Genomic DNA, 13,062 nt, shown 5'->3' with positions numbered 1-13,062 from the left:
GACGGTGCAGTGGTGGTGTTCGTTGCCATGCGCGGAAATGAATCAGGTGGTTATCCCCCAGAGGATAAAGATTTGTTGTACATGCTGCCTGATGCGACTAACCCGTACACCAGTAATTTAGTGTTGTCGCACAAGCTGGTTGCGCAGCACGTCGTGAAGCTGGGCTTTGACCAGTTTGACTGGATGAAAGGAAGGTTTGACCTGAAGGCGTTGGAAGACGACCGCTACCAAGTGGATGAAGAACGCTACAAATTGGTGGCCAACGCCCCGAGCGGTGACGCCCATGCCGATTTCAATCTCTTTGATTCCGACTCTAGTAATAATTCGGAGTTGTGGCGCTGGTATTTGAAAATGGATAAAGCCACCATCCACCTGTTTGAGAAGGGCAGCGAAGTCGTTTTCGATAAAAGGATGCTGAAGATAAGCTGGTCCTCCGCTATGCCAGTGGGTTTTCTTAGATATTTTATTCAGACCACCGATTGGGGCAGCAGAACCGAAAATCTGCAGGTCGATGCGCAGGTAGAGATTCGTGCAGATTGTAAGTTTGATATTTCGAGGGAGGCTAATCAAGCCACGCTTAAGTTTTCGCTGAGCAACTTTGAATCGAGTATAGAGATTTCTATTCAAGACCTATTCGGTTTTGGGCACGCTGCCGACCAGGCCAGAGCAAGATCCGAAGGTCTAAAGCCGCTACTGAAGACTGAACTGATTAAGGCTATCGAGACAAAACTTAACGACCTCCAGTCCATGACGTTCGAAATTGATGCGTTGCGTCTGAACCAATTGCTATTCCGAGGCGATAATGTCGTTGACCCGCGCGACGTGGCGGTGCCGAATGACTTGACCCTGCTCGGTAACTTGGCGCCCAAGCGCACCGCGATGTCCATAACGCCTCTGGAACCGATCGTGGCAAGCGGTGGGTTTATTGATTTCAGCGCCTCGTCTACAAGCGCTATCACCTGGACAGTGGAAAATCTCCCTGGCGAAACTGGAGAAACTGGGACGTTCGCTACAACGCCGGTGGGGCGATATACGGCGCCATCCGATGACGCCTTGGTTACAGAAGGCCAGCGCCGAGTGATTGTGAAGGCCACCAGTGGGGAGTATGTCAGCCGCGCGCTGGTCAGCATTGTACCTAGCGATGTCTCGGTGAACCCTTGGGTGGCGGTGGTAAACCTGGGCAAAAGCTATGCATTGTCGGCAGGCACTCCCGATAATGCCGAGCTGAAGTGGAATCAGCCAGAACTGGGTAATGTCGCTGAGGATACCGACCCGCTTAACCCAGGGGGGCAAAAGTACACCGCGCCAACCACATTGCCTAAGCGTGAACCAACCCAGCCGAACCATTACAGAGTGCTGCGCCTGGACGAGGTCACCGTTGAGCCGGCTGCAGGTGGCTCGCCCGCTAACATCGACATGCTGGTCGTTGGGGCCAAGAGCCCCAACTACTGGATAGAGCCAGCAGTCAATGCCGATGGCTCCGTGGCGCTGCCTTTCTACAGGCTCAATTTGGACATGGAAAAGGTCAAGGTACCTGAGCCAATCGAGTGGCACGTGCTGCGCGGTAGTGGGACCATTGACAGCAAAACCCAAACCTATAAGCCCGCACCCGGTTCTGACGACAAGTACGTCATTGTATCGGCCTTCTACGTCAACGACTCTCCCGATACCCACGACTATGTGATTTTGCCACTGCCATTCGTACCGGTGCGCAATTATGCCGAGATTCTCAGCCCAACCATCAAGGAGGTTTGAGATGAATCCTAAAACTACTTCGCATGAAAAACAGGAAACATCGGCACGCATAGGCTGGGGTGGCATGCTCGCCTTGGACCGCAGCCTCCTTGACCTTGTGCTGCGTGAGCAGTATCTCGATGCGCTTGCTAACTTTGGTGCGATGGACCCTATCCATCTGGAGGCCTACCTTGACGAGGGCGAGCGCATCAGCGTTTCGGTGCAAGGGATGGTGCTGGGCGCGCCCCAGGTCGGCTTCCAGAATGCAACAGGGTTCAGCTCGGACTTGACGCTGCGAATGAACATCATTGCCGGGGACTACATGCGAATTCTGCATCTTCCTGGCAGGCCTAAGCGCGTCGTGGAAAGTTTCACCATCACCGAAGCCATGGGCTATCGGGTCGAAGCACCGCTGGCCCTGGAGGTTAGCCGGCCAAAGACGAGCCGGTTCGCCTCGCTGGAGTTAAACCTTGCCCGTGCGGTCGAGTTTTCCACCAATTTGGGGCCAACCGAGTATGCCGGGGTCATGATTGGCCGGCGCTTGCAGGAATCGATCAGCTATATGCGGGCTTACCAGCTCACCTATTCCCTGGGCCGTTTCGTCATGGACGACTACCATCCGCTGAGCCCGGATCAGCTCATGGTGCGCACCATGCTCGCACCTTGGGGAAAAAGTGAAGGTGGTCCCCGGTACGGGGACGGGGCAGCGCTGGTCTTCATGAAACTGGGGATCGACCTGCACGCAGGGGGGCAGCCATCCCCGGGGACCGAAATCCCATATCCGATCGCAGAGAAGGCTACCAATTTGCCGGGTACCCTGATCCTTGTTCCGGATATCGCAGAGCTCGGGGCTGGCGGGGTTAAGGATGTGCTGAGTACCTTCAGCCTGCCTAACGGTTACAACTTCGTTACTGGTATACCGCAACCAGGCATCGACCTTGTGGTGCCCGGACAGTGGACAAAAACGCAGAACACCGCAACGGTAGAGCCTGCTTTGGCGAACGTGGTATCCGGGCGCACCATCGCCTTCACTGTTGATGGCGCGCCTGGCCCGGTGCAGTGGTCGGCCACCAACCTGAAACGCCCTGCGGCGGTCGGCACATTCAATGGTGCCAGCTATAGTCCGCGTCCTGCAGGCAGTTTCGTCGAGGATCAGCAGATGGTGCTGGTGACTGCCACTTCGGCTGAAGGCGGTGACGCAGTGCGCAGTCATGCCTTGGTCATGGAAACCGCCCGAGCGGTGCAGGTCGTACCGCGCGTTGCCACCTGGGTGCAAGGTGAAGATCCGATTGAGCTGCGCGCCTCTAGTGTCGATGCCGGTAGCCTGCAATGGAGCCTAGTGGAGGCAGTACTGCTGTCGGAGGGGGAGCAGCGAGTTCAGAGGCTTGCCAACCCGATAGGGAAACTTGAAGACAAGGGGGGCGGCCGGGCCATTTTCACGCCCGACCCGCCTGGCAGCGACCGCGATTTGTTCAAGGTGCAGCGAATCCGTTGTACCAACCGTCAGAACGGGGACAGTGCTGAAGCTTCGGTGGTGGTGATCAGGTGGCATGCGGGCCTGAATGTGGCGCCGTTCCACGTGGTGCAAGGGCTTTCGGTTCAATCCATACCCTTCACGGTAATGCCTGACGAGCCTGAGCTAGACCTTCGCCGCGATATAACGTGGACTGTGAATGGCGAAGGGGTGTTCGTTGGCAACATTTACACGCCTCCGGAAAATCCCCGATCACCCATTGCGGTGGTGACTGCGTTCGATGGCGTTGAGCGCACCGGCTACGCCATCGTCGAGTTCAGCGAAAGTCGGCAGCAAACCGCTGGCCTGTTGTCATGGGAGAGCCTTAGCACCTTTGAACTTAAAGCCATCAGCGCGCCGCAGTGCTTCGCCAATGGCTGGCAGCAGATAGAAGTTGAGGTGACCGTTGCTGCGAGTAACGATCACAACGATCAACCGGTCGAGATCTCCGACGCCGATTTGGCAACATTGACGTTCTTGAATGAAGACAGCAACAACGAGCTACCTTTCCTGGCGCCGAATGAAGAAGCCTTGGCCGTTGGCAAGGCGGATGAAGAAGAGGAGGACTGGGCGGTAAACAGGGAGGCGAACCACATCGACCGGCAAGTACCAACGCCCCCTGGGGCGAGCGCGCCCTTGGCGGCCAGAACCCGCCGATTCTACCTGCACTCCCGTAAGGCGGGGGTGATCAAAGTGATTGCGTCGATACAGAACACCTTGACGGGCAAGACGATCACGTCTGCAGCCGCCGGCGAGAAAGGTAAGCTCAAGTTGCTCGGGCTGGTCTCCCCGACCTTCACGCAGCAACATTATTCCTTCAAGCGCACGCGTGTGGCGGGGGCTGCGTCACCGTCCGAGGGCGATGAATTCGCTTATGTCGATACCAGTACCGACAACTGGTTGCTTGAGCACGTCATCAGAGACGGCCAAGTGATCAAGTTCGCTCGCCTGTTCATCAAGGATACCGAACGAAAATCGGCTGTACGGTGGTCGTGGGAGCCCGGGACGTCGCCGGGGCCAGTCCTGGACGATGATTTCGTCAGCTTCACTGGCTTCTCCTTCCAGTCGGTTGATGGCCGCGTGAAGGACGATTTGCTGTTCGACGGACTTCTTTACCGCATGGCCAAGCATCGAACGTATGTACTGCCGACGGAGGTGCAAGGCACCAAGCCCGGTGCTGGGCAACTGATGATCATCCTGCAGCGGGATACGGGGTTTGTTCTCTCGAGAAAAAGCGAGGAGTCGGGTTATCGTCAGGCGCTTGAAAAAAACTTGGAGTTCACTCTGCTGGATGTGGAAGGTAACGAACATCCCCTGACATTTTCTTTTGCTGTCACGGCTGACGAAGAGAGGCAGGGCATCACCCACCGCGATGTTCTGAAACTTGCAATTCGCTGAGCAACGGCTCACCTGGGTGCACGGGTGTGCCGAGGTGAGTCCCCCATTCTTTTTCGGATGATAAACAAGATGGCAATTGAAACCGTACTTCACTCCAATGCACTGAATGCGTCCAGCTTTGTGCAAAATAATGTCGACCCACGTACTGGCCAGTATGCGGTAAGTATCAACTTGCCAGCCCTTGTTGGTAATTATCAGCTCGGTCCAGAACTGCCCATTCGCTTGGTGTTCAACCCGTTCAGCGACAAAAATGTCGGCTTCGGCCGGGGTTGGTATGTCGACCTTACTCAATACGTGCCGGCTACGCGCATGTTGCGGCTTCACACCGGAGAAAGTTTCAAGGTGACCGGGTCTGGTGCAGAGCCGAGCATTAAGGAAAGAAAACTCGAAAGTTTTCGTTTTTTCGAGGACAGTGAAGGGGGCAAGAAACAATACCGTGTGGTGCACAAGTCCTATATGGAAGAAGTGCTGAGCGAGTACGGTACCGGGGATAATCTTGTTGCACTGCCGTCTGAGGTTCGCGCCGCTTCGGGCCACCGTATTCTGTTGAGTTACACCGCCAACCAAAGGCTGGAGCGCATTGTCGACGGCACGGGTCAGGCGTTGCTGGAAATCAGCTATGGCAGCACGGTAATACTCAAGCTGCACCCTGGGGCCAATGGCGGCAAGCCGGTCGCCGAATACAAGCTCAGCCTGGTCAATGAGCAGTTGCGTCAGGCCGACTTGCCGGCCGAAGTGGGTGGCAACTGGCGGTTCGAATACACCACGTCTTTTGGTCTGACCTGCCTGGCCAAGGTTTCGACACCCTACGGTAGTGTGGAAGATATCCGCTACGGTGAGGGCGGTGATACAGGCCATTTGTTGCCAGGCGGTGGAACCCGTGCGGCGATACCGCGTGTGACCTCGCATACGGTCAACCCTGGCGGCGGCCAGCCGTCGATGAAAACCAGCTACACCTACACCGTCCTGCAAGACAGCATTGAGGCGCCGAACAATTTCGTCGGTAACGGCAGCGGTGTCAGCTGGCGTGACGATGGTGAGGATAACCTCTATCGCGCCCGCTCCACCTACCTGTATGGCAGCACGGCGTCTCAATGGGGTAAAGGTGCGGATGGCAAGGACCAGGTATTGCGCACCACCCATCGCACGTACAACCGTTTTCACTTGCAGGTGGGTGAGGTCGTGGTGCAAGGCAAGAACCAACTTGTCAACAGCACGACGTATCACGGCGATGTAACGACTGAGTTCGACAATCAGCCGCGTAACTTCCAGTTACCGCTGGAGCAAACCCAGGCGTGGTCACTGCTGGGGGATGCTTCCAGGTTTCGCCAAGAGCCTGCCACCAGGACCGTATATGACCTCCATGGCAATTTGGTCGAGCAGATCCTGCCCTCCGGGCAGCGCACCGTGATCGCGTATTACCCTGCCGAAGACGACCCGGACGGCTTCGTGCGCAACCAGAAGAGCGTGACGGAACATCCCGCAGCGGTTGGCGACGAGCCTGCGCCGGTACTGCGAAAAAGCTGCCAGTACAAGGCGCTCGCTCGGGTAGCTTATCCGGGTGCCTCGATCAAACAGTCGGCGTCCGATTGGCTGGTCCTCACGCAGGAAAGCCTGTGTGAAGTCGTTGGCGAGGTAGAGCAGGCAGCGTTGAAAGTGACCACCGTGAGCCCGGTCGATGACCCTGCCGACTTGCTGCGCCATGGGCGTTCATCGCTGGAAACCCTGGTCATGGGCGGTAAAAGTACCACGACCGGTTTTACGTACAGTTTGGACGATCTCAATGGGCACCCTGTGCTGGTGACCGAGCAGCAGGTGACCGGCTTTGATCATGGGAGTATTGACCAAGAAACTGGCGAGCCGCGCCATGTTTGCAAGGTGATCACGCTGAAGCATTCAATGCTCATTGGGGAGCCATTGCTCAATCGCGATGACAACGATGTTGAAATCGAGTACGCCTACGATGCGTTACGCCGTGTGGTTCGTGAGACGGTGTCTCCCAATGACGATGCGTATAGGGCATCTCGCATCTACACGTACGGGCTTGTGAGCGCACCGGGTGGTCAGGCCGTGCAAACCCGAATAGACGTCAAGGGAGTCGCCATCAACTCATACATTGATGGCCTGGGGCGAGTGGTCCGCGAAGAGCGGCACGATGCTGACGTCGACGCAGAAGATGTCCGCCTGCGTCAAGTCTTCCGCCCACGCAGCTCGTTTACCTACGATGAACTTGGCCAGTTGACCGAGGCAATTGAATACGACTGGAAAGGCGAACAGCAAATGCCGTTGGCGACCCAGTATGCCTACGACGACTGGGGCCAACAGCGCTGCGAGACAGGGCCGGACGGTGTCAAGCGGTTCCAGGAGCATGACCCGATCGGGTCGAACCCTTACGGTACCGACCCCAAGGGCAACCTGGCCACCCAAACCGTGTGGAGTGAGTCTGCAGATGGCAAGCTGAGCCTGGGCAAGACCACCACCTGGTTGAACCTGTTCGAGCAGGCTGCCCAAGTACGGCGCTTTGACCTGGCGGATAAAATGTACGCCACGCATGAGTACTTCTATGACGGCTTGGGGCGCAATGTAAGGGAGATCGATGCGCGTAAAGCGGTTACCCGCTCCAGCTATGACACTTTCGGCCGCCTGGTTGACCAGACACTGGCGGACCGGTCGGTGGTGCATCGCGATTATGCCGTGCACAGCAGTGAAGACTTACCGATCAGCATCAGTGTCGGGGGAGTCGTGCTGGGGGAGCAGGTTTTCGACGGTCTGAGCCGTATGATCACCTCCGTTACCGGCGGACGGGCACGGCACATGCACTATGAGCCTGGCCAGATCAAACCGAGCAAGGTGCGGACAGCCGCTGGCAATGTCATCGAGTATCAATACCTTCCTCAACTGGGTGAGGAGCCTCAACTACGGCGCATTCCGGGTAAGCAGGCCGACTATGCATTCGACCCGCTCAACGCCCGGCTTACCTACTGCAAGGAGGAGGGAGAGGAATTGAGCCGCGTCTATTTCAGTACCGGCGAAATCAAGCAGGAAACCCGCGTGATCGGCGACGAAACCTGGACCATGGAGTACGGCACCAGCCTGTTGGGGCGCCAGTTGTTCTATAAGGATGTACTCGGCCAGACGCAGACCTACGATTATTACCCCAGCGGCCTGTTGGAGCGCACTGCACTGGGGAGCACCAGCAGTTCATTCTTCTATGACGGGCTTAGCAATCCCCAATGCATACTCACCCTGGATGGCACTCAAGGACTCGCCACCGAGCTGGAGTACGATCACCAGGGGCGCGAACGCCTGCGTCGGTTTGTGTTCCTCAGTAGCGTGGCCGAAGCGCCGATCGGAGGCTTTACTTTCGCCAATGACCGTGTGCAGGCGCTGGTTGCAGAGGCCGGGCTGGTGGTGCAGGGAGTACAGGAGCTGGCGCAGGAATACAGCGTGCTCGACCAGATCACGTCAAAACGCTTGAGTGATAATGGCACTGTCTTGCGTGAGGAAACATTCAAGTACGACCTGCGGGGTCGGCTGGAGGAATACAGTTGCGACGGGCTGGTTTCCCATAGCCCGACGGACCCGGCTGGGAAGACCATTCGTCAGCAGTATTTCGAATTTGATGCGCTCGATAACATCACCTGGGTGCTGACCGAGTTCGAGGAAGAGAACGGTAGCAAGGGCAGTAACGAGGCGACCTACCTATTCGACAATGAAGACCCTGCGCAACTGAGTGGCGTGCGCAATACCCATCCCGACTATGGCGATTTCACATTGCAATACGACAAGGACGGCAACATGAGCCTCGATGATAAGGGCAAAACGTTGGAGTACGACGCCCTGGGCCGCCTGAGCAGCTATGACGGCAGTGGTTACAGTTACGATCCTTTGGACAGGTTGTCAGGCCAGGAGGTATGAAGGCCGATGAAATGAAGATCGGGCCGAGGAGCTAGTGCTCCTCGGTTAAGCGAATACTCAAGCAAATTGGGGCCACTTTGCACCCCTTCGCGTCAAACCGCCGCGAAGGGGTGCAAAGTGGCCCCAGTAACGCTTACGGTATGTCCACCCTGAACTGCACATCACTGTTGGCAAAGCCGGCGGTTACCTGCCTATCGATCGCTTTGTAGGCAGCAGAAAACAGCATGTCGGTGGGTTTGGTGTCGTACAGGGGGTACTGTTTGGAGGCTATTCCGTTGTCTACTGGTGTGCCTGTGTTGTCCTTGATGATCAAGGCCAAACCCGTAGCACCACCTGGTTCCAGAGCATACAGTGTACCGCTGGCGCCAGCGCCGCCGTAGTTCCCGGTAAAGGTCACGCGGGCATTGGCCCCTGGCAGCAGTATACAGCCACCGCCGGGTGTAAGGCGCAAGCCGAAGGCGCGGTTGGCGGCCTCGTCATCTGCTTGCTTGAATTGGGCTGTGCTCACTGTGCCCATGTAGATTCTGGAAGCAGGTAGGCCCGTCGAAGGGTCGATGATTTCAATCGCACAGGTCCCGCTGTTCACCTGGCCGATGAAGTTGATCGAGCCGGTGTTCGCAAGCGCCTGTTGACTGGCCATTGCGAGCCCAAAGGCAATGACTAGAGGCTTCATGGAAAGCTCCTTGATTTCTGTGAATCACAATAGCAAACGAGCCCATAGGGCTCGTTTGCAGGTGTCGGGTGGGAGTGCTCAGGGGCGGCTGGACAGCGCCTTCTGCATCACTGGGGTCGCGACCCCATAGTCATTTATGGTGGTGAAGGTCAACTGCAAGCCACTGAGCGATTTGATCTGGGCAAGGTCATAGACCTGCTGGCCAAACGGGGGCGCCATGGCCATGGCCTGTATAGCCTCTGTTGCACCTGCAGCGCTGACTTCCAGGCGGCCGAACGTGTAATGGAAAGGTGTCGGGTTGTCGACTACCAACTGGACGCGTCCAGGGCCTTGACGCACGGACCATTTCAGCTCGCCGATGCGGTCGGCGGGCCGGTCCTTCAATTGGCTGGGGCGATAGAAGAGCTTGAGGCGCGTACGCAGTGCAATGTTGAGTACGTTCACATCCTCAGGGGTGACCTCGGGGATTTCCTGAACATTGAGGTAGAACAGTGTTTCCCGGTCTTCAGGCAGCTTGTTGGGCAGGCGGTTGATCTGCACCATCTGTTCCTTGCTCGGGTCCAGACGGAACAGCCCAGGCGAGGTTGCCAGTGGGACGGTTGTGTCGGTATCGTCCTTGGCAGTGTTGACCCAGCTTTGCACAGCGTAGGGGCGGGGGCTGGGGTTGGCTATCACCACCGAGGTGCTGCGTTTGTCGCTGTCGAAAACGACGCGCGTGGTATTGACGGTCAGCGCTGCCTGAGCAGTTTGCAGGGTGGCTGCCAGGCAAATACCCAAGGCCAGGCGGCGCGGGTGAATCTTCATCTGACGATACCTTCTGAATGGTGCGAGGTAACCTCAGGCGGTATCAGCTCGCCTGAGGTGCGTTCTCATGGAATATCGACAAGAAATTGCACATCGGTGTTAGCCGTACCGGCCGTCACGGCGGCACCTATGGATTTATAGGCCGCAGAGAAGATCATGGTGGTAGGGTTCGTGTCATCCAGTGGGTAATCCTTGGAGGCCAGGCCGTTATTCACGGGGGTGCCGGTATTATCCTTGATGATCAAGGCCAGGTTGTTGGCTCCGCCTGGTTCCAGTGCATACAACGTACCACCTGTACCGGCGCCGCCATAGGCGGCAGTGAAGGTGACATTGGCATTGCTGCCAGGGGCAACGGTGCAACCGCCGCCTGGGGTGATACGCATGCCGAAGGCGCGAGATGCCGCTTCATCGCCTACGGCGGCGAACTGCGAAACACTGACGTTGCCCATGTTGACGCGGGCCACCGGCAGACCTGTCGAAGGGTCGATGATTTCGATCGGGCAGGTCCCGGCATGCACCTGGCCGTAGAAGTTGATCGAACCGGTATTGGCTAATGCGGCGTTGCTGGCCAGGCCAAGCGCTAAGGCCAGGAGAGTTTTTTTCATTGAGGTGCTCCAGGTTAGAGTGCGTCAGGTGGATGTTGGGTAAGGCTGCCCAAGCATCGGTAGATGCGGCGGTACACAGCGTGCAAGTTTGATCGCAGTTCGTATGTAGGAATAATCCGAAGTGCGATTGGCTTGCACTGATCTTCTCTCCCGGTTTTACGGCAGTTGTTCGATGGAAGGTCGTACTGTTTCCATGGGCCTGTTTTCATAGAGCGTGGAAGGGCCGTGCCGTTGCGTCAACTGATAGAAATACCAGTTGCCAAACCGTGGAGGCTATGCGTGTCGGGCAGTGCTGATCGCACGGTGAGGCCAAGCTTCGTCTGCCTACTGATAAAACTGCCAGTTGCCTCGATTGTTTGGCAGGTATTTCATTGGGGTTCGCACTACAGGGGACCGTGCAGTGAAAAAAAATCAAAGTGATGAAATAGCGGGTGTCGGCTCACCGTCCGCGGATGCTGTGTGCTCAATGTGGACGCGTGCTTTGTGGATTAATTGGCTGTGGCGGGAAGACGCTAATAATGATTTTCTGATTGAGTCAGTTGTAAGGACTCGGCCGCCTGCTGTAGCGGGGCGGGAAGGGGCGGAGGCATTGCTGAGGAAGTTTACCCAAGTCGAAGTATTATCGGTCGCTAACGTCAATACCGAGGTCGTTCTTCATTCAGACCATGAATATCTCATCTTCACGAAGAGGCTCTCCAACTTGGGTGCGGAGCAGATCTTGCGGTTGACGGAGACGAGCACTGGCGCAATGAGGCTCAGGGTTGTGTTGCGCATGGATCAGTGCTACCTCCGATACCGGGCGCAAGGCCAAAGTGTGCTGAGTTTCGAATGGACGGGTGGGGCCGACTTTGGCCTCTACGATACGGAGGATTCACGTGTCGAGACTGCAGTGCCTCCAGAGTACGTTGAATATTATAACCAGAGAAAGAAAATTGACATTGCGATCATGCCACGCCCTGAAAATGCGAAGCTGCAAGATCTTTTTATCTATATGGTTACTGATGATAACCTGCTCACCAGGCATTTTTTTTTTGCTCAGCAGCCCATGGCATACGAAAGTTTGGTAAGCGGGATACAGCAACCTATCGCGCTCGCAGCTGATCCACCCTTGTTTGGCATGTTTTCTGCAGACAATTTTCCAGAGGTGGGGGCCGGTCGAGCACCTTTGGACAGTGCATTCATTGGCGATCTGGTAACCCCACCAGGGTCCACTGAACTCGTTGGCGCAGTAACTCCCGGGGGCAGCATATTCGGTTACAGGAAAGCCCCCAAGAAGTCGTTGAAGCCCGCTGAGTCCGCTATCCCAACACCGCTCTACAGAATCGCGCCGTACTCGCAAGTTTTCCATGCAGGGGATGCAAAGGAGCGGCTGGGCTTCGTCGCTACACCCATGCCTGGTGTCAATTGGAGTGTGACGGGTGATGCAGGCGGCACCCTCGTTAAAGAGGGTAATGACCACTTCTACGTTCCTGCCGTCAAGCCACCCGGTATCGCCTTCAATGTACCGGGAGAAACCTTGATCCCTGCTGCTACCAGGGCCAGTTTCCCTCGGGTGCCCGCACGTACCGATGTACTCACGGCTGCGGGCGGTGGGGTTAGCGCTTCGGTATCTTTCGTCACGACATTCGTGTACCCGACGCATTTCATCCGATTTGCCTTTGCCGGCGATGCGTTGCAACTGAACTGCTGCTATTTCAACTTAGACAGCAACGAGGTTGCCGTGCCGGCCAAGGATGTTGAATGGCACATCCTTGCAGGCAACGGTGTGGTATCGGCGGAAGGTGTGTTTACGCCAGCGTCGACAGCGCCGAGTGGTGTAACGGTGGTGCTGGCATTGGATACACGCAGTGTTGATGAGTGGCGCTTTGCAGTAACGATGATTCCATTGCCAATGCTGTCTGCATACGATGTATTGCGGCTACAGCAAGCTTGAGCAGCGTTGCCCGGGGCGCATCGCTCTGGGCGGATGGCGTCAGTGGGCGTTCCCGGGCTGCAGGTTCAGCAGCTGTTTTTCCTGATTCCAGTCGAACGGCTCACCGTTCTGCTCGGCTTCGTAGCGGCGCTCTTCAAGGCGCTGATACAGGTCCAGCTCGTCATCGGGCATGAAATGCAAGCAGTCGCCGCCAAAGAACCACAGCAGATCCCGCGGTACAAGATGAGCGATCTGCGGGTAGCGCTGGATCACCTGGCAGATCAAGTCCTGCCCCAGATACTGGCTTTCCAGCGGGTTTTGCGGCAGCAGGGTCAGCAGTTCGTCGAAGCGTTCGAGGAACAGGGCGTGGCTTTCCTCTGGTACCTGCTCGGCTTCGCCTAAAGCCACCAGGATGGTACGCAGGTGGTTCAGCAGGTGCAGGTGGTATTCCAGGTGGGGGATGGCCATGGGGGCAGTCCTTGGGGTGGTTGAAACGGGGGCGGAG

8 protein-coding genes are annotated in these 13,062 nt (G+C 56.8%); 4 read left to right on the top strand and 4 right to left on the bottom strand.

Features of this window, described 5'->3' with window-relative positions; all coding sequences use genetic code 11:
* From ACK59L_RS14510 to ACK59L_RS14500, 3 genes are all read left to right on the top strand, one after another.
* Positions 1-1,755: hypothetical protein (locus ACK59L_RS14510; protein ID WP_409274391.1), on the top strand; the 1,755-nt coding region annotated here is incomplete at its 5' end.
* A 1-nt stretch (position 1,756) separates the two neighbouring features.
* Positions 1,757-4,645: a hypothetical protein gene (locus ACK59L_RS14505; protein ID WP_409274389.1), complete on the top strand. Its 2,889-nt coding sequence runs from the start codon at positions 1,757-1,759 to the stop codon at positions 4,643-4,645.
* A gap of 69 nt (positions 4,646-4,714) precedes the next feature.
* A complete protein-coding gene (locus tag ACK59L_RS14500) occupies positions 4,715-8,563 on the top strand; it encodes a sugar-binding protein (RefSeq protein ID WP_409274387.1) in 3,849 nt (1,282 codons plus the stop codon).
* A gap of 133 nt (positions 8,564-8,696) precedes the next feature.
* Here the strand turns inward: ACK59L_RS14500 and ACK59L_RS14495 are convergent, their stop codons facing one another.
* The 3 genes from ACK59L_RS14495 to ACK59L_RS14485 form a co-directional block, all read right to left on the bottom strand.
* Positions 8,697-9,236, bottom strand: coding sequence for a fimbrial protein (locus tag ACK59L_RS14495; RefSeq protein ID WP_409274386.1), 540 nt, complete (start codon positions 9,234-9,236; stop codon positions 8,697-8,699).
* A gap of 78 nt (positions 9,237-9,314) precedes the next feature.
* Entirely contained in the window at positions 9,315-10,040 is a 726-nt protein-coding gene (locus ACK59L_RS14490; protein WP_196136788.1) for a molecular chaperone, read from the bottom strand.
* Positions 10,041-10,105: 65 nt separating this feature from the next.
* Positions 10,106-10,645 carry a fimbrial protein gene (locus tag ACK59L_RS14485; RefSeq protein ID WP_196136789.1) on the bottom strand — a complete coding sequence of 180 codons (540 nt, stop codon included), beginning with the start codon at positions 10,643-10,645 and terminating at the stop codon, positions 10,106-10,108.
* Positions 10,646-11,045: 400 nt separating this feature from the next.
* Here ACK59L_RS14485 and ACK59L_RS14480 point away from each other — a divergent pair, with 400 nt between their 5' ends.
* Positions 11,046-12,578 (top strand): hypothetical protein, encoded by a 1,533-nt coding sequence (locus ACK59L_RS14480; protein WP_409274383.1) that lies wholly within the window; start codon positions 11,046-11,048, stop codon positions 12,576-12,578.
* Positions 12,579-12,617: 39 nt separating this feature from the next.
* Here the strand turns inward: ACK59L_RS14480 and ACK59L_RS14475 are convergent, their stop codons facing one another.
* Positions 12,618-13,025: a PA2817 family protein gene (locus ACK59L_RS14475; RefSeq protein ID WP_196136791.1), complete on the bottom strand. Its 408-nt coding sequence runs from the start codon at positions 13,023-13,025 to the stop codon at positions 12,618-12,620.
* Between the last annotated feature and the right edge of the window lie 37 nt (positions 13,026-13,062).

Source organism: Pseudomonas sp. KCJK9111 (genome assembly GCF_046231935.1).
In the GTDB taxonomy this organism is placed as follows: domain Bacteria; phylum Pseudomonadota; class Gammaproteobacteria; order Pseudomonadales; family Pseudomonadaceae; genus Aquipseudomonas; species Aquipseudomonas parafulva_B.
This window is presented reverse-complemented; position numbering and strand designations above follow the sequence as displayed.